The organism is Pseudomonas fluorescens (assembly GCF_018614655.1).
GTDB lineage: Bacteria > Pseudomonadota > Gammaproteobacteria > Pseudomonadales > Pseudomonadaceae > Aquipseudomonas > Aquipseudomonas fluorescens_BX.
The window spans coordinates 1-17518 of sequence record NZ_JAGGOG010000006.1 but is presented as its reverse complement, the minus strand read 5'-3'; the positions used below and the strand labels follow the sequence as shown (position 1 = coordinate 17518).

The window sequence follows — 17518 nt, the reverse complement described above, 5'->3', positions numbered from 1 at the left end:
CAACACTCCAATGCTAATAACCTGTTGGGTTGCGACCTTGGGTGAGCCCACGGGGTTGTTACCGAGTCCTGTTTGAGGGCAAGGCCCAGCGGGTGAATTAAGGGGGGCGCAACGTTTTTCAGTATTGCACATGAGGAGGGTTGAGGCGGACTAACTGATAGGGTGTATACGTCAGGTCTGGCACGTAAGGCTTCAGTCCGGGAAGACCGGTTTACAGGCACAGGTGGCCAAGGCCAAGGGGATCAGCAACGCAAAAAACACCCACTGGCTTTTCTCTCGGCCACCTCGGCCTCGCGCTTTCAATCAAAGACGATCAGCGTCTATTACCGCCTTGGCAAACGCTTGCGGCGCTTCCTGCGGCAGGTTATGACCAATACCGCCGTTGATCAGCCGGAACTCGTACTTGCCGGTGAAGCGCTTGGCGTAATCCTCAGGGGCCGGGTGCGGTGCGCCATTGGCGTCGCCTTCAAGGGTGATGGTCGGCACGTTGATGGACGGTGCCTTGGCCAGTTTCTGTTCCAGCGGATCGTATTGGCTTTCGCCCTGGACCAGGCCCAACCGCCAGCGGTAGTTGAAGACGGTGATGGCGACCTGATCGGGGTTCTCCAGGCCTTTGGCGCTGCGGTCGAAGGTGGCGTCGTCGAACGCCCATTTGGGTGACGCCAATTGCCAGATCAATTTGGCAAAATCGTGGGTGTTCTTTTCGTAACCGGCGCGGCCGCGTTCGGTGGCGAAGTAGAACTGGTACCACCACTGCAATTCCGCTTTGGGCGGTAATGGGTTTTTGCCAGCCTCCTGGTTGCCGATCAGGTAACCACTGACCGAGACCAGCGCTTTGACCCGCTCGGGCCACAGCGCCGAGACGATATCCGCCGAGCGTGCGCCCCAATCGTAGCCGCCGAGCACGGCCTGCTTGATCTTGAGAGCGTCCATGAAGTCGATCACATCACTGGCCAGCGCGGCGGGTTGGCCGTTGCGTGGGGTTTTGTCGGAGAGGAAACGGGTGTCGCCGTAGCCTCGGGCGTAGGGGATAAGCACTCGATAACCTTTGGCCGCCAGCAGCGGCGCTACCTCGGCGTAGCTATCAATATCGTAGGGCCAGCCATGCAGCAGAATGACTACCGGGCCATCGGCCGGGCCGACTTCGGCATAGGCTACGTTCAGCAGGCCGGCGTTGATGTGTTTGAGTGGGCCGAACGAGGTGTGGGTGCTGGCACTGGCGGTTGCTGCCGGAACTTGATGGGTTTGTGCGTTGGCGATGCCTGAGGCACCCAATTGCAGCAGCGTAAAGGCCAGGAGTGAGGTGCCAAGCAGATGGCGGCACTTGAGGCCGGGTTTGCGGTTCAACTGAGCGTTCATGTGAGTCTCCTCGGGCGGGTTGTTTGCCTGACTCACAGTTGAACGCGGTGCTGTATCTGGCCTGTTTCAGAAAGGTCGTCGAGTTAAAGCCTGTGTATCGCAATGGTCTTTGGACACACTGCGATACATTGGTTTTTACTCGGCGCGTGCGGCCCGATAAACCAGGCTCGGTGCCTGCCCGGGGACGTCGTCCAGTTCGTCGATGCGCTGCATGCCGATTTTTTCCAGGACATTGATCGAGGCTTGATGGCCCGGCCTCACCACCGCATACACATGAGGCTGGTCCAGGTCGGCAAATCCATAGGCCAACGCAGCCCTGGCCAATTCGGTTGCATAACCCTTGCCCCAGGCGCTGACGGCAAAGCGATAGCCCAGGTTGATGCGTTGGACCTCGTTGTATCCGTGCAGGGTGATGCCACCGAATCCGATCACACAGTCCGGCGAGTCCTGGGAGGTAATGACCCACTGGCCGAATTCATGCTCGTCCCAATGCTGGAGCCAACGCTCAAGCATTGATTTCGCCTGGTGCCGGTCGGCCAAGGGACCTGCCGGGTTGTAGCGGTTGGTCGCGGGGTCGCCGTAAATGGCGAAGACACTGGCCACGTCGTCCTCGGTGGGTTGGCGCAAGATCAATCTTGAGGTGTTTTCAAGTGTCATCGAATCACCTTCCGGTCACTGCTGGGCACCCAACATTCCCGTCCAATAAATCCCTGCATCACTCTTCGGGTCCATTGCGTAGGCCGCGCCCATGTCGTGAAATTGCGGGTTCATCAAGTTGGCGCAATGCCCGGGGGTGGCGAGCCAGCCGTCGACCACCTTGCGCGGCGTGTCCAGGCCGGCCGCAATATTTTCGCCGATCTGCTGGGCGATATAGCCTGCCAGCTCGGCCCGGTCGCCGGGAGTGCGGCCGTCGTGATCAAGGTGATCGAAGAAGTTGCCGTTGGCCATTTTCTGCGAGTGGCCGGCGGCAGCGGTGGCGAGTGTGTCGTTCCAGACCAGGGGCGTGGTGGCGGCAAAAGTCTGGTTGCCACACTGGCGCGCTTGTCCGCGGGCAGCGTTGATCATGGCCAGGACCTGCTTGCCTTCGGTTTGCGATTCACCCAGGCCGCTGGTGAGCAACGGGCGGGCGAGGACGATGCGCCAGTCCTGGCCATTGCTGCTGACGCCGATATCGACGAACTGCGGGTCCAGCACCACGCGGCAAAAGCTTTCTTTCACCGCTTTCATGGCGGCCTCGGCATTTTTGGGGCCGGAGAGGCTGATGGCCTGGACGTTCACCATCGGATAGGCGGCCCGCGCCAATGCCTGTTGCAGGTCGCCAACGCTGTTGACCGGCAGCACCAGCCGCGCGTCGGTGGCCAGGGGCGGCAACTCCTGGGAACCCTGGTTACCACAGCGCTGCACCTGGTTGCGGTATTGGTTGATTGAGTCCACCAATTGGCTTTCTTCGCTCGCCGACGCGGTGACGCAAAACACCATACTGGCGGCCAGCGTCGTAAGACCCATCATCAATGACAGAACGCGCATGGACGTTTCCCTTGAGCTTGAAAGTGCCCATGATGCGCGATGAAGGGGCATCCATGCACCCGTTGACCGAATTTTTTCGGTCAGTTCTTGAATGCCGAGTGTTTGCGGCCCTGGTCGCACAGGGCGAAAACCACCACCAGCAATGCCGCAATGGCCAGGATGATCACCACCCCACCCGTGGCGTGGGTCGGCGAGGCGGCGACCAGCGACAGGGCGCCTAATGGCGCCAAGCCACCAGCGATGGCGGTGCCGATTTCGCGCCCGGTACCAAAGCCTGAGGAGCGCGTCTGGGTCGGGAACTGGCGGCTCAGGAACGAGCCCTGGGGCGCGAACATCATTGGTGCGAGGAGGCCGGTGCCCACGCCAATCGCGAGGTAGATCATCAGGCTTTCGCCGGTGTCGAGCAGGGCCAGGAACGGGTAGGCGAACAACAGCGAACACACGCCACCGAGCACCAGCACTTTTTTACTGCTCCATTTGTCGCACAGCCAACCGAAGCACGGTACGGCAACAATCGCGATCAGGCTGGCAATCGTCACCGACAGTGAGGTGACGTGCACATCGACGCCTTTGAACTGGGTCAGGTAGGCCAGGGAAAAGGTTTTGAAGATATAACTCAGGGCGTTGTAGCCAATGGCCACAAAGAACACCACGGTCAGGCCTTTCAGGTCGTTCTTGAACAGAGCCTTGAGCGGGGAGGCCTTGGCCTTGGCGGTTTCCTGGCTCAACTCCTTGAACTCGGGTGTTTCCGGAATGCTGTTGCGCACCCACAGGCCGACGCCCACCAGGACGATGCTGCAGATGAACGGGATACGCCAGCCGCCCGCCAGCATGAACGCGTTGCCATTGATGGTCAGCAGGTACACGGTCAGGGAAGACAACAGCAGTCCCAGGTTCAGCCCCAGCGCCGGCCAGGCACCCTGGCTGCCGCGTTTACCTTCCGAGGCATGCTCATAGGAGGTGACTGCCGCACCGGACAACTCAGCCCCGGCACCCAACCCCTGGATGATCCTGATAAACACCAGAATGATCGGTGCCCAGATGCCGATGGAGGCGTAGCTGGGGATCAAACCGATCAGGGTGGTGCACACGCCCATCATGCAGAAGGTCAGCACCAGCACGTGCTTGCGACCGAACTTGTCCCCCAGGTAACCGAACAGAATCCCGCCGAAGGGGCGCGCGATAAAGCCGATGGCAAAGGTGGAAAAGGCCATCAGCGTCGCGGTTTTCGGGTCGCTGTTATCAAAGAAAATCTTCGAGAACACAATGGCCGCCATGGTGGCGTACAGGTAAAAGTCGTACCACTCCAGCATCGAGCCAAAAATGGTGGCGGCGGCGACTTTGCGCAGGCGCTTTTTGGTTTGGGCAGGGGTTTCCGGGACAGAGGTATGGGGTGTTGCTGTCATTCTGTACTTCCTTCTGAGTCATTATATTTATTGTCGAAGTGACGCTTGTTACGTGGCCCGGGCAGGGCCATGGAGTGGGTGTCAGTGGGGCTTGAACATGCGGTCGGCGATCATCGCGCCGATGGGGATCGCCGAGGTGGCGGCGGGTGAGGGTGCATTGCAGACGTGGAGCATCCTCGGCGTCTGGGCGAACAGAAAGTCGTGCACCAGCGTGCCGTCGCGCATCACCGCCTGGGCGCGGATGCCGGCTTCATAAGGCAGCAAATCTTCGATATTCAGCGAAGGGCAATACTTGCGGCACTGCTCCAGATAACCGGACTTGAACAGCGAGTTCTTCATCTCGACGCTGCCGGACCCGAGGTTCTGCCAGAGGGTTTTCCAGAATCCGGGGAAGCTTGTGTACTGCGCCACGTCGCGCCAGTTGACGGAAAACTTGCGGTAGTTCTCCCGTCCAAGGCCCAGCACGGCATTGGGGCCGACAGTCACGCTGCCATCGATCATCCGCGTCAGGTGCACGCCGAGGAACGGCAGCTCTGGATCCGGGATCGGGTAAATCAGATGGTTGACGATGTTGTTTTTCGACGCCGGCAGGCGGAAGTATTCGCCGCGGAACGGGATGATCTGGTGGTCGATCTTGACCCCGGCCATTTTCGCCAGCCGATCCGACTGCAGGCCAGCGCACACCACCAGGTGCCTGGCCTGCCAGGATTCGCCACGGGTGCTGACGGTGACTGTGTCGGTGTCTTCCTGGATCGCGGTGACCGTGCGTTCCACGCAGATTTCACCGCCACGGTGGCGAATGACCCGGGCCATGGTTTCGCAGACTTCGCGGTAGTCGACGATGCCGGTGGCGTCGAGAAACAAACCGCCGAGGCCGACGATATTGGGTTCGCGCTGGTGCAGTTGCTCGGCGTCCAGGCGTTCAACCTTCAGGTCATTCAACTGCGAGCGGGCGTACAGCGCTTCCATCCGCTGCATTTCCAGCGGCGTGGAGGCCACCAGCAGCTTGCCGCATACCTCGAACTTGATCCCGTGTTCGCTGCAGAACTGTTTGGTGGCCTCGGCGCCGCGCTTGCACAGGTCGGCCTTGAGGCTACCGGGAGCGTAATAGATGCCCGCGTGGATCACACCGCTGTTGTGGCCAGTTTGATGCTTGGCCAGCGTCGCTTCTTTTTCCAGGATCACCAGTGACGCATTGGGTTGGCGCTTGAGCAGCTCCATCGCGGTGGCCAGGCCGACGATGCCGCCGCCGATGATGCAAAAGTCATAAATCATGGTTGAAGGTACCTAGGGTTTGCACATTTCAGTCTGCTTATCAGGTTGTCAGACTAATGTTTTTGTTAAAAAAATGGCGTGCCTGAGGCACGCGTCAAAAAGGTTGGAGCGTTCAGTTCGTGGCCGGCAGCTCAAGTTGCAGGCGCTTGGCGGCGGCGCGCAGGTGGGCTTCGGCACGCGCCGCTGCACCTTGGGCATCGCCGTCGGCGATGGCCTGGTAGAGCGCCTGGTGTTCCTGGGTGGCGTCGGCCGAACCATTGGCAAAACGTGATGCCGAATTTTCCCAGGCGGTTTTGCGGGCAGTGGCCAATTGGCTTCTGAGGAAGTCATGGAAGGCCACGAAGTAGTCATTCTTGCTGGCTTCGGCGATGGCGCGGTGAAACTCGACATCGGCCAGCGCGGCGGCATCGAAGTCGACGCGCTTGTCGTGCATTTCCTGTAGTGCCTGCTGCATGCGCTGCAGGTCGCCTGCGTCGCGGCGTTGGGCGGCAATCGAGGCGGCCTGGGTTTCGATCCACAGGCGCACTTCAAACATTTGCGCCAGGTCCGGGCGGTGACCGTCCTTCTCCGGGAAACGGAACACCGTGCCGGCAGGGGTCTTGGAAATGAAGGAACCGAGGCCACGCTTGGCCGTCAGCACGCCGTCAGCCTTGAGCTGGGCGATGGCTTCGCGCACCACCGAACGGCTGACGTTCAACTGTTCGGCCAACTGTTGTTCGGTGGGCAAGCGGGCTTCGGGCGCCAGTTGGCCGGAATCGATTTCTGCGCGAATGGCGCTGACAACACGCACGACGAGCGAATCAGGGCGCTGGAGCTCAAGCATGGTAAAACCTTGGTAGTCAGGTTGTCGGACAATAGAGGTTACAGTTTTACCTTGTCAAGAACTGTGTGGAAGCCGAACGGCGGCAGGGCGGCTTCTCCAGGCGAAGAGCAGTGCTGCCGCGATCAACCCCAGGGCCACACCAAAGGTGACGTGCAGGCCGTTGCTGATCGCTTCGGGCGGGGCCACCGCGAGGTCGCCGGAGACAAGTGCAAACACCGCGCCCAATGCCGATGCACCGGTGATCAGCCCCAGGTTGCGCGACAAATTCAGCAAGCCTGCGATCACTCCCCGTCGATCCGTTGCTACGTCACTCATCACTGAGGTGTTATTGGCGGCCTGAAACTGGGCATAGCCGAGGGTGAGCACGATGAGAGGGGCGATATACCCGACAACCCCCAAGTACGCTGGCATCAACGACAGCAACAGACAGCCGGTGACCATGGCGAGCAACCCGATGACTGTCATGGTATGGCCGCCGAAACGGTCTGTCAGGCGGCCCGCGGGTACCCCCGTCAGCGCAGAAACGCAGGGGCCCACTGCCATCGCGAGGCCCATCCAGGTTGGGTCAAGCCCTACGCCCCGGGAGAGGTAAAACGGCCCGACCACCAGCGTCGCCATCATCACCGCAGAGACCAGTGCGGTCATGGCCAGCCCGGCTCTGAGGGGCGGATTGCGTAACGTCACCAGCCAGTTGAAGCCTGTGTGCGTCGACGTTTGCTGATGGCTCTCAAGGGGCAGATAGCGACGGGCGAGGGCGAAGGTCAAAGTACCGAGGGGCACGGTGATGAAGAACAGCGCCTGCCAGCCAAACCCGACAATCAAGACTCCGCCCACACTCGGGCCCAATGCGGTGCCGATGGCCGACATGGTGCCCAGCAATCCCATGGCGCGTCCGGCTCGATCCCTGGACACTGTTTCGCCGACCAGGGCCATGGTCATCGCCATCATGATCGCCGCCCCCAGCCCTTGCAGGACGCGAGCGGCGACCAGCAGCCCGAGTGACGGTGCTACCGCGCAAAGCGTAGACGCCAGGGTGAACAGCAACAACCCAGCCTGCAACAGACGGCTGCGGCCCACGATGTCTCCCAGGCGCCCGACACTGACGATCACAGCGGTGATCGCCAGCAAGTAGGCCAGGACGATCCACTGCACCGCTTGAAACGACGCGTCAAACGCCTGGGCCAGGCTCGGCAGGCCGACGTTGGCGATGCTGGTGCCCAGGGAGGCCAGCAACATGGACAGTGACAGGCTGGCGAGGGCACCACGAGGGGTTGGTGATTTCATCGGTGGTTCCTTGTTCTACGGGTGTCAGAAATCTACGCCGTCGCCTAACATGGCGGAAGGCGCAGCATTTGCACTTTATACGTGCACCTGACGCTCTATATTGCTCAAGCAGAAACACCGACCCCCTGTGCGGAGGGGGCTGTTGTGGCGAGGGGGCAAGCCCCCTCGCCACAAGGTCTTCGCCTGATTAAAAGGGAAAAACCATGTCGACACCGGACTTCAACTTGTTGGTCACCCTGGATGTGTTGCTCGCCGAAGGCAGCGTCGCCCGGGCGGCCCAGCGTTTGCGCCTGAGCCCATCGGCGATGAGCCGCGCTTTGGCACGGCTGCGGGAAACCACCGGTGACCCGCTGCTGGTGCGTGCCGGTCGTGGGCTGGTACCGACGCCGCGTGCCCTCGAGTTACGCGAGCAGGTCAGCCAGTTGGTGCAGGCTGCCGAGGCGGTATTACGTCCTGCGCAATCCCTTGATCTCATGCAGTTGGTTCGCACTTTCACCTTGCGCACCAGTGACGGCTTTGTCGAAAGCTTCGGCCCGGCGCTGCTCGCTCTTGTCGCCGAACAAGCGCCGGGGGTGCGCCTGCGCTTTATGCACAAACCCGACAAGTTCAGCACGCCGTTGCGTGACGGCAGCGTCGACTTGGAAACCGGTGTCGTCGACAGCAACGCCAGTCCCGAGGTACTGACCCAGGCGCTGTTTCGTGACCGCTTTATTGGTGTGGTGCGCCGGGGCCATCCATTGAGTGAGGGCGAGGTCACGCCGCAGCGCTTTGCGGCGGGCAAACACATTTACGTGTCCCGACGCGGGTATGACCGAGGGCAGATTCATGACGCGCTGGCAGCGCTCAACCTGACGCGTGAAGTGGTGACCATCGTGGCCGGTTTTTCCACCGCGCTGTCCCTCGCCCGCAGCACCGACCTGATCGCCAGCGTACCGCAGCGGCACACCGCCAACCTGCACGGCGACTTGCACTGTTTCGCGCTGCCATTTGCGTTGCCGGAATTCACCGTCTCGATGCTCTGGCATCCACGGCTGGACGCCGACCTGGGCCATCGCTGGTTGCGGGGGTGTTTGCGTGATGTGCGCGCGCAATGAGCAAACGGATCTACCTCAGTGGTGCCTCGGGGGCTGGCGTCACCACCTTGGGGCGGTCGTTGGCCTCGGTGCTTCAACTGCCCCATGTGGATGTGGACGATTACTACTGGTATCCGACCGAGCCGCCTTATGCACAATCACGGCCGCCGGCAGAACGTGTCATCTTGCTCAAGCAGGTGCTGGCTCAAGGCGCCTGGGTGCTTTGCGGCTCACTGGATGGTTGGGGCGATGAATTGATCGATGATGCTGACCTGGTGGTGTTTGTCGACACACCGACGGCCCTTCGTCTGGAGCGTGTGAAAGCTCGCGAGGCCCAACGCTATGGAGCACGCATTTTACCCGGAGGCGACATGCATGCCGCGCATCAGGCTTTTCTGGCATGGGCCGCCGGTTATGAAACTGCGGCGTTTGCAGGGCGCAGCCGGCCACGGCATGAAGCGTGGCTCAAGCAGTTGAAACAGCCGCTCCTCAGGGTAGATGGCAGCCTTTGCGTCCAGGCGCTGCTGCAACAGGTACAATCCGCGCAGCCTTGACGCGAAATGCCAGGAATTCGAATGTTCAGCCTTACCCACTACGAAACCCCATGCCCCGAGCCGATCAACAGCCAGATCTTGCAGATGGTGGTCGACGACCTGACCGACATCAGCATGGTTGCGATCCCGCCGAGCAACCTGCTGTACAACGTCTATCAATATGCGATCGGCTATGAGGTGCACCTGTACCTGGAAGCAGTCGGTGGGTCGAAGGGGATTGCCGTCGAGTTGATCGTCGCGATGGATGAGCAGGATCCGGCCAGGGTCTTAGGCTTTCTGTTGTACCTGCCGGTCAAGGATGATCCTGAGGCGTGTGGTGTGGCTTATTTGGCGGTGCAGGCCAGTCATCGGCGTCAGGGTGTGGCGCGGGCGATGATGCAGGACATGCTTGCTCGTTATCCCCACGCCGAGCTGACGTGTGCGGTGGAGAAAGTGCCGGCGTTCGAGTCCTTGGGCTTTCAGGTGCGCGGTGCGCGCGGTACTCAGGTGCTGATGAACACGCGTGACTACAGCACCGACGGCTTGATGGGGGTGCTGGACGTTGCATCGATCTACAGCTCTCTGGAAGTGCGGCAGATTCACACCTACCTGCTGCAAAAGCATGGCAAGCGGGCGATGATCGATGCGGAGAAGCAGCGTGACCGCCACTTCGACCAGATGACCCGCAAGGCCCAGGCGTTCGTCCGTGGGCGTTTGATATAGATATTGAAATGCACACCGCGCAGGAGCTTTCTTAAACGGCCGAAGGTCCTGCGGCCCTTATCGCAGCCTCGTGCCTCGACAGCGGCTACAGGGAATGTATCGATCACCTGTAGCCGCTGGCGCAGCCTGCGATCGGCTGCGCAGCAGTCGCCAGCTCTTGAAACGGCCGAAGGTCCTGCGGCTCTTATCGTAGCCTCGTGCCTCGTGCCTCGACAGCGGCTACAGGGCTTTAAGGGGATTCAAGAAATGTGTAGATACCTACCCATTGCAGCCTCGCACCTGACCGTTACGGTTGACCATCGCGTTGATGGTTACGAACAGTTCTTCCTGAGCCTCTGCGGGGCTGATCTCGCCGCTGGCCGCCGCATGGGACAGCGCCTCGGCGGCCCCCAGCATCGCTCGCAGACTCGCCAGCGTGATGGTGCCTGAAGGCGCAAACGGTGCGAGCACATCACGGCACTTGACCAGGAAAATCATCTCGTATTCGCGCTTGAGGGTTTCCAGTTCCGGCGCGCCCGTCAGAGCGGCGATCACGCCGGGTATCTCGCGACCCTGAAGCAGTACGCAGTCGACATAGGAGGAGGCAATCACCCGCGCCCGGCCTTCAGGGCTCGCCTCGCTGGCCTCCAGTGCGGCATCCATCAACGCGTTCTGGCGTTCGTCAAAATCCTTATACAGCGCCGCCAGCAAGCCGGCCCGGGTGATGAAGTGGTCATACACCACAGGTTTGGTGACACCCGCCATTTCGGCCAATCGGCCCAGGGTCAGCGCTTCAGTGCCTTCTTCACGAACCAATTGCCAGGCCACGTCCAGCAACTGGCGCAGGCGATCTTCTCGGGACAGGCGACGGCGGGGCGCAGATGTTTCGGTGCTTGACATGCTTATATACCAAAAGTAACTTACTAATCGTAACTTAACTTCAGCTTAGCACCGGAGCATTTGCCATGCATGCAATTATCGTTGTTGCTCACCACGATCCTCGTTCCTTGACCCACGGCCTGGCTGGGCAAGTCGCAGCGGGTCTGGCCACCAAGGGCCATACCTTTGAAATCGCCGACCTGGCCGCCGAAGGCTTCGATCCACGCTACACCGCCGCCGACCACGCTGTGTATCGCGGCCAGGCGACGCCGCCTGCCGACGTGCGGGCCGAACAGGCCCGCATCGACCGCGCCGATGCGCTGGTAGTGGTGTATCCGGTCTACTGGTGGTCGATGCCGGGCCTGCTCAAGGGCTGGATCGACCGAGTATTCAGCAATGGCTGGGCAATCGAATACGACATACAAACCACCAGGCTGGTTAAAAAACTCGGCGGCCTGCAGGTGCACCTGTTGGGGGTGGGCGGGACGGATGAAGGCACTTTCGAGCGCCATGGCTATGACAAGGCCATGAACACGCAGATTGACCACGGCATCTTTGATTACTGCGGGGCGAAGGTGGTGAGTTCGCAGTTGCTGTTGGAATCGGAAATTCGCGAGCCGAAGGTGCATCTGGAGGCGGCGTGGCGCACGGGGCAGGGGATGTTTGCGGAGCAGAACCAGCAGGTTGCGTTGTCGATCTAGTTGCGGTTCAACCTTCCCGAAACAAGTCATGGGCATCCAGCAACCGATAGGCAATCTCCGGCCGTTTCTCCAGCCCGCGGCGAATCGCCGTCGGAATCGCCTGCCGGGTCTTGCGACACAGCCCCGGCAATTCGTCGATGACAATCTGGAGGCCGCGCATGCTTTTGACTTCGGTATGGCCGGGGGCGATGTGCACGCGGATGCCCAATTGCTGGTACATCAACTGCTGCATATGCTCCAGGTCCGGCAGACTTTTCAGGTCTTCGAGGCGATCCAGCAGGCGTTTTTCTTCCAGGCGGGTCAGGTGCAGGATGCGCAAGTCTGCACCGGGGGCTTCCAGCAGTTGTTCGCGCTCGCACACGCAGGCACCGGGTGGGCAGGGTTGGCGAATCGTCATGAGCAGTCCCTCCCCATACCGGCGCTGACGGCTCAGTAGCTCAGCTTGACGCCCAGGCTACCCAGCATCTTCCAGTACTCAGGATAGGTCTTGGCGACGCAGTCTGGATCCTGAATCTTGATCCCTGACACTTTCAGCCCCGCCAGTGCAAAACACATGGCGATGCGGTGGTCGGCGTGGGTGTCGATCAGTGCGTTGCACGACGTGCCTGCCAGAGCCGGATCGCTGGCCACCAGCAGGTCATCGCCTTCAATGGTCGCCAGGCCCGGACGGATTTCGTTCAGGCCGTCATGCAGCGCCTGGACCCGATCACACTCCTTGACCCGCAGGTTGGCCAGTTCGGTGAAGCGCACTGGCGTGTTATTGAAGGCCGCGAGCACGGCGAGGGTAGGGATGGCGTCCTGCATCTGCGAACCCACCACCGTGGCCGGCATGTGCGGGAACTCGGCAATCACCGCCTGGGCCTTGGCATCAGGCTGGGTGAAGTCCTGCGGCGCGACGCCCAGGTCGATGTTGCCACCGGTCAGTACTTCCGCCGCCCACAAATAGGTGGCGGCGGAAGCGTCCGGTTCGATCAGATAATCATTGGCGGTGTAGCCGGTCGGCGCCACGCGCCAGGTGCTGTCGTCGACCACTTCAATCTGCGCCCCGAAGGCACGCATGCAATCCAGGGTCAGGTCGACGTAGCCACGGGCACCAATGTCCTTGCCGGTCAGTGCGACTTCGATGGGCGCTTCACCGCAGGCCGCCAGCATCAACAGCGCCGAGACGTACTGGCTCGACAGGCCACCGTCGATTTCGAAGCGCTTGGCCTGAACCCGGCCGACGCCATGAACGGTCACGGGCGGGCAGCCGGTAGGGCTTTCGACCTGGATGCCGTTCTGATTCAAGGTCGCGAGCAGTGGGCCGATCGGGCGCTTTTGCATGTAGTCGTCGCCATCGAGGATCACCGTGCCTTGCACCGTAGCCACCGCGGCGGTCAGGAAGCGCATCGCCGTCCCGGCATTGCCAAGAAACAGCGACTGCGGCGGCAACTGCAATTGGCCCTGGCCCGTGACGACGAAGGTCACGTCGTCGGGCTCATCGATGATGACACCCATCTGCCGCAAGGCCACCGACATGTGCCGGGTGTCATCGCTTTTCAGTGCACCGCTCAGGCGGCTGGTGCCCTTGGCCAGGGCCGCCAGCAGCAGGGCGCGGTTGGTAATGGATTTGGAGCCGGGGGGCGCTACCTTGCCGTTCAGTGGAAAGTTGGGCGGTGTAACGGTCACGGTTTTCTGCGAACTCAAGGTACAAGGCTCCTGATTCAAGGCGAGGTGGCGGGGAGTGGCCGACTGGCGGACACGAATAATCGGCCAAAGACGATGCCCTTGTCGAGCGGGGATCACCACTGGTCGGTATTTTCCAGACGGCTGTCGATCCGACCGCTGATGAATCGACTACAGACAGAACGGCCCATTTCAACCCTGGTCGTTCATTCCTTCCAATCAGGAGAATGACTATGTCTTACGTCGACGGTTGTGTCATCGCAGTACCCACCGCCAAGCGCGAACAGTTCATCCAGCACGCCAAGGCCGCAGCCGTGGTGTTCAAGGAGCATGGTGCCCTGAAGATCGTCGAGTGCTGGGGTGATGATGTGCCCCAGGGCCAAGTCACTTCGCTGCCCATGGCGGTCAAGCTCAAGGATGACGAAACCGTGGTGTTTTCCTGGATCCTGTGGCCGTCCCGGCAAGTGCGCGATGCGGGAATGCGCAAGGTGATGGAAGACCCGCGGATGAAACCGGAGGTCAACCCGATGCCTTTTGATGGGCAGCGCATGATTTATGGCGGCTTCGAGATGATCCTTGAGAGCTGAAGAGGCCGGTAGATAATCCGTTGTCTTAGGTACGCGTAGCTCTATAGCGCGCGGGCTGGTAGGACCAGAGCCTGGAAGGCTGTAGGAAAATAGCCTGTAGCCAGCAATGTCGGGGGAAGTGGGTCGTGGAGGCAAAAAGTACTGGCTGGATATCCAGTATTTTGTGGGGTAAGTTCGAGTCACTTCCCAAGACGGGGAGTTCTTAAATCTCAAGGAGTGAAATGCAATGAACAAACCTCAAACTGAACTCAGACACGGTCGTGTCATAACCCCCGCCAGCCGTGGTTCGGTCGCTGTCGAACGTGGCCTGCTGGAAAGCTGGCAAGTCAACGAGATGGAAGGTGGCAAGAACTTTCCATCCCTCACTGCCGGGCCTTTCCCAGCACCCTACGACACGGACGATCAAAGTGTCACCCCGCCAGCCGACGGACATATCCTCAGCGGTGGCAAGACCGATGCCCGTGACTGCATCAACTTTACCGATGAGGAAATGAGCAAGAAGCTCAACACGCCGTTTAGCTGGCCGCTGTTGAATGTCGATGCCGGCCAAGTGTTCAAGGTGCAGTGGGCGTACACCGCAGCGCATACAACCCGTGGTTATCGCTGGTTGATCACCAAGGACGGCTGGGACCCCAAGCAACGCATCAGCCGTGCGCAACTGGAAGCCAAACCGTTCTTCGAGGATTTTTACACCCAGGCGCCGTATTACCAGCATGCAGCGGAGCTGAAGGCCAAGGTCGAACACCAGGTGACCCTGCCCAAGGGCAAGAAGGGCCGTCATGTGCTGGTGTTGATGTGGATCGTGGCCAATACCGGCAACGCGTTCTATCAAGCGTTTGATGTGGACTTCAAGTAACCGTTGAGTACGGGTTACCAGCCATGAAAAATGTGGGAGTACGCTCCCACATTTTTTGCTTAACGCTTGGCCAACCAATAATCATGCAACGCCCGCGCTGCCGGTTCGATAGCGCTGGCCCGTTGCTGATGCAAGCCTACATCCAGGTCCGCCGGCAGTTCGAAATTATCCTGCTCGGCACACCAGGAAATCTTTTCCAGTTGCGCGGCCTGTTCGGCCGGCAGCTCAGGCCAGTTGCCGACGGTAACGCCACGGATATAACCAAAGCACCATTCTTCCGCCAGGGTCAGCGGCTGGTCCTGATGCTCGGTTTCTTCAAAACGGGCCTTGAAGCCTTGGGCGTTGGTCGCCAGTTGGGTGGCGATGGCATTCATATGGCGCACGCTCAGGTCGAGGAAACGCTTGGCTTCCTCGGGGCTTTCCCAGGTTGGGTTCTGCCCACCCCAGATGGCCGGGAACCATTCGGCGACATCCACCTGCGCCGGGCTGGATACCAGCGCGGTGAAGTAGCCGTCCAGTTCGGCCAGGTTCAGCACCGAATGGTCGACGCCGTACTTCAGCAGAGTTTCTTCGATGAACTCGAAATCGGCGGGGGCGAGGGGTTGGTTGAGCATGGGCTTGTCCTTTGTTCGTCGTACGCCGCTGATCAGGGCGGCTTAAAGCGCGGAGGATGGCGCTTGTAACGGTTTTAATCCAGCCTCTTTTCGGCTTTTTCCCACCGTTGGCACAGCTTGTTGACACACTCGAAGGCTTGGCTTTCTGCCTCGGCTGCTCAGATAAACGCTGCTCTCTGTAGCCGCTGGCGCAGCCTGCGATCGGCTGCGCAGCAGTCGCCAGGATTTTGAAACGGCCGAAGGTCCTGCGGCCCTTATCGCAGCCTCGTGCCTCGGCAGCGGCTACAGGGCCTTCAGGGGATTCAAGAAATGTGTAGATATCGATGCTGTAAAGGGGCCGCCGATTCGATAGCAGGTGCCCACAGATGCAGGCCCTGTTTGTATGGGGCTTTTGCAAAAGGTCCGCCTGTAACATTTCATTACCTTACACTGTGCCTGCTGCCAACCTAGAGGAGAGATTGACGATGTCCGGTGTTCACAAGTCTGCTCAACAGGGTTTCTCTGCCCAGGCGTCCACCTACGCCCAGGGCCGCCCGGATTACCCGCGGCAATTGACGGGCTGGTTGACGCAGGCACTGGCGATCAGTGCCCGATCCACGGTCATCGACCTCGGTGCGGGAACTGGCAAGTTCACTCGTTTGCTCAACACCGTCGTGCCCACCTTGATTGCGGTCGAGCCCGTGGAAGCCATGGGGGCACAATTGCACAAGCTGCTGCCGGACGTACGCCTGTTGTCTGGCACCGCCGAAGCCATCCCGCTTGAATCCGCAACCGCCGACGCTCTGGTCTGCGCCCAGGCGTTCCACTGGTTTGCCACTGAGGCGGCGCTGCGGGAAATTCACCGCGTGCTGAAGCCCGAAGGGCGTCTGGGGTTGATCTGGAATGTGCGGGATGAGTCGGTGGACTGGGTCGCCGCCATCACCGAAATCATCACCCCCTACGAAGGCGACACTCCGCGCTTTCATACCGGCGAGTGGCGCAAGGCGTTCACCGGTCAATATTTTTCCGCCCTTGAAATGACCTGCTTTCCGTATAGCCACGTCGGCAGCCCCCAAGAAGTAATCATGGATCGCTTCCTGTCCGTCAGTTTCATCGCGGCCCTGCCTGCAGCCGAGAAGGCGCGGGTGACCGAACAACTGCAAACCCTGATCAACACTCACCCGGCATTGCAGGGACGCGACACCGTGGCCTTTCCCTATCAGACCCAGGCCTATCGGTGTCAACGACTGACATAAAAGGAATAAAGTCAGATCGTATTGATATAAGTCGTTATAAGAAAAATCGCTATGCTGCCGCCAGAAATTTATAAGGCCGCAGGTAGTTGTAATGGATGTGGGTAATTTTGGTTTCGTGGTGGCTGGCCTGGTGGTGGGTTTTATCGTCGGCATGACCGGTGTGGGCGGGGGCTCCTTGATGACCCCGATCCTGCTGTGGTTCGGTATCAACCCGGCGACCGCCGTGGGCACCGACCTGTTGTATGCAGCCATCACCAAGTCCGGTGGCGTACTGGTGCACGGGAAGAACAAGAACATTGACTGGAAAATCACCGGCTGGCTGACCCTGGGCAGTGTTCCGGCTGTGTTGCTGACCCTGTGGTTTCTCAAGAACCTGCACACCGACCCCAGCGCCATGAACGCGGTGATCAAGCAGGCATTGGGCGTGGTGCTGTTGCTGACGGCCCTGGCGATTCTGTTCAAGAAAAAGTTGTTGGCCTTCGCCCAGCGCCATGCGGGCGATGACTACCATATGAACCCGCGCAACCTGAACGGCCTGACGGTCGTCACCGGTGCAATCCTCGGCACCATGGTGGCCCTGACCTCCATCGGTGCAGGTGCCTTGGGCACCGTGGCGCTGTTCATTCTGTATCCATTCCTGGCCACCCGGCGCCTGGTGGGCACGGAAATCGCCCACGCCGTACCGCTGACCCTGGTGGCAGGCCTTGGGCACGCGAGCATGGGCAATATGGACTGGCACTTGCTGGGCTTTTTGCTGATGGGTTCGCTGCCGGGGATCTATGTGGGCAGCCATATGACCGGGCGAGTGCCGGATGGGATCCTGCGCCCGTGCCTGGCGGTGATGCTGGCGATGATCGGGTACAAGTTGGCGTTCTAAGATCTGATTGTGGCGAGGAGCTTCTGTGGCGAGGGGGCTTGCCCCCGTTGGGCTGCGAAGCAGCCCCAATAAGACCACTACACTTCTTCAGATAAAACTCAGTGTCTGTTTTTAGGGCTGCT

At 60.4% G+C, this 17518-nt stretch carries 19 protein-coding genes; 8 read left to right on the top strand and 11 right to left on the bottom strand.

The features are described from left to right. Window positions 1-303: 303 nt before the first annotated feature. The 7 genes from J7E41_RS08905 to J7E41_RS08875 form a co-directional block, all read right to left on the bottom strand. Window positions 304-1359 carry an alpha/beta fold hydrolase gene (locus J7E41_RS08905; protein WP_214991847.1) on the bottom strand — a complete coding sequence of 352 codons (1056 nt, stop codon included), beginning with the start codon at window positions 1357-1359 and terminating at the stop codon, window positions 304-306. Window positions 1360-1494: 135 nt separating this feature from the next. Next, complete coding sequence (locus J7E41_RS08900; protein ID WP_214991845.1) at window positions 1495-2016, bottom strand: GNAT family N-acetyltransferase; 522 nt, start codon at window positions 2014-2016, stop codon at window positions 1495-1497. Window positions 2017-2031: 15 nt separating this feature from the next. Next, the gene (locus J7E41_RS08895; protein WP_214991843.1) at window positions 2032-2886 is read right to left on the bottom strand and encodes a CAP domain-containing protein; all 855 of its coding nucleotides are present in this window, start codon (window positions 2884-2886) and stop codon (window positions 2032-2034) included. An 80-nt stretch (window positions 2887-2966) separates the two neighbouring features. Further along, a complete protein-coding gene (locus J7E41_RS08890) occupies window positions 2967-4292 on the bottom strand; it encodes an MFS transporter (protein ID WP_214991842.1) in 1326 nt (441 codons plus the stop codon). Window positions 4293-4373: 81 nt separating this feature from the next. Beyond that, entirely contained in the window at window positions 4374-5567 is a 1194-nt protein-coding gene (lhgO, locus tag J7E41_RS08885) for an L-2-hydroxyglutarate oxidase (RefSeq protein WP_214991840.1), read from the bottom strand. Between the two features lie 112 nt (window positions 5568-5679). Next, the gene (locus tag J7E41_RS08880) at window positions 5680-6390 is read right to left on the bottom strand and encodes a FadR/GntR family transcriptional regulator (protein WP_214991838.1); all 711 of its coding nucleotides are present in this window, start codon (window positions 6388-6390) and stop codon (window positions 5680-5682) included. 54 nt (window positions 6391-6444) lie between these two features. Continuing rightward, window positions 6445-7674 (bottom strand): MFS transporter, encoded by a 1230-nt coding sequence (locus tag J7E41_RS08875; protein ID WP_214991836.1) that lies wholly within the window; start codon window positions 7672-7674, stop codon window positions 6445-6447. A gap of 203 nt (window positions 7675-7877) precedes the next feature. On the opposite strand from J7E41_RS08875, the gene J7E41_RS08870 reads away from it, so the two are divergent. The 3 genes from J7E41_RS08870 to J7E41_RS08860 are packed head-to-tail and all read left to right on the top strand — an operon-like array spanning window position 7878 to window position 10003. Beyond that, complete coding sequence (locus J7E41_RS08870) at window positions 7878-8768, top strand: LysR family transcriptional regulator (RefSeq protein ID WP_214991834.1); 891 nt, start codon at window positions 7878-7880, stop codon at window positions 8766-8768. After that, window positions 8765-9301 (top strand): adenylate kinase, encoded by a 537-nt coding sequence (locus J7E41_RS08865; RefSeq protein ID WP_214991832.1) that lies wholly within the window; start codon window positions 8765-8767, stop codon window positions 9299-9301. Before J7E41_RS08870 ends, J7E41_RS08865 begins: the two co-directional genes overlap by 4 nt. A gap of 21 nt (window positions 9302-9322) precedes the next feature. Continuing rightward, window positions 9323-10003 carry a GNAT family N-acetyltransferase gene (locus J7E41_RS08860; RefSeq protein ID WP_214991830.1) on the top strand — a complete coding sequence of 227 codons (681 nt, stop codon included), beginning with the start codon at window positions 9323-9325 and terminating at the stop codon, window positions 10001-10003. Window positions 10004-10261: 258 nt separating this feature from the next. Here the strand turns inward: J7E41_RS08860 and J7E41_RS08855 are convergent, their stop codons facing one another. Further along, on the bottom strand, window positions 10262-10882 hold the full coding sequence (locus J7E41_RS08855) for a TetR/AcrR family transcriptional regulator (protein ID WP_214991828.1): 621 nt from the start codon (window positions 10880-10882) through the stop codon (window positions 10262-10264). A 65-nt stretch (window positions 10883-10947) separates the two neighbouring features. Here J7E41_RS08855 and J7E41_RS08850 point away from each other — a divergent pair, with 65 nt between their 5' ends. Beyond that, entirely contained in the window at window positions 10948-11562 is a 615-nt protein-coding gene (locus J7E41_RS08850) for an NAD(P)H-dependent oxidoreductase (RefSeq protein WP_214991826.1), read from the top strand. Between the two features lie 7 nt (window positions 11563-11569). Here the strand turns inward: J7E41_RS08850 and J7E41_RS08845 are convergent, their stop codons facing one another. Beyond that, window positions 11570-11959: a hypothetical protein gene (locus tag J7E41_RS08845; RefSeq protein WP_214991824.1), complete on the bottom strand. Its 390-nt coding sequence runs from the start codon at window positions 11957-11959 to the stop codon at window positions 11570-11572. 32 nt (window positions 11960-11991) lie between these two features. Then, window positions 11992-13248: a 3-phosphoshikimate 1-carboxyvinyltransferase gene (aroA, locus tag J7E41_RS08840; RefSeq protein ID WP_214991822.1), complete on the bottom strand. Its 1257-nt coding sequence runs from the start codon at window positions 13246-13248 to the stop codon at window positions 11992-11994. A 212-nt stretch (window positions 13249-13460) separates the two neighbouring features. On the opposite strand from aroA, the gene J7E41_RS08835 reads away from it, so the two are divergent. Together J7E41_RS08835 and J7E41_RS08830 are read left to right on the top strand one after the other, a co-directional pair. Next, entirely contained in the window at window positions 13461-13814 is a 354-nt protein-coding gene (locus J7E41_RS08835) for a DUF1428 domain-containing protein (RefSeq protein WP_155585171.1), read from the top strand. A gap of 226 nt (window positions 13815-14040) precedes the next feature. Beyond that, entirely contained in the window at window positions 14041-14670 is a 630-nt protein-coding gene (locus J7E41_RS08830; RefSeq protein ID WP_214991820.1) for a lytic polysaccharide monooxygenase auxiliary activity family 9 protein, read from the top strand. Between the two features lie 59 nt (window positions 14671-14729). On the opposite strand, the gene J7E41_RS08825 is transcribed toward J7E41_RS08830, so the two are convergent. Beyond that, on the bottom strand, window positions 14730-15284 hold the full coding sequence (locus tag J7E41_RS08825; protein ID WP_214991817.1) for a UPF0149 family protein: 555 nt from the start codon (window positions 15282-15284) through the stop codon (window positions 14730-14732). A 464-nt stretch (window positions 15285-15748) separates the two neighbouring features. Here J7E41_RS08825 and J7E41_RS08820 point away from each other — a divergent pair, with 464 nt between their 5' ends. Further along, on the top strand, window positions 15749-16519 hold the full coding sequence (locus J7E41_RS08820; protein WP_214991815.1) for a class I SAM-dependent methyltransferase: 771 nt from the start codon (window positions 15749-15751) through the stop codon (window positions 16517-16519). A gap of 91 nt (window positions 16520-16610) precedes the next feature. Next, window positions 16611-17396 carry a sulfite exporter TauE/SafE family protein gene (locus J7E41_RS08815; RefSeq protein WP_169354931.1) on the top strand — a complete coding sequence of 262 codons (786 nt, stop codon included), beginning with the start codon at window positions 16611-16613 and terminating at the stop codon, window positions 17394-17396. Window positions 17397-17518: the final 122 nt, after the last annotated feature.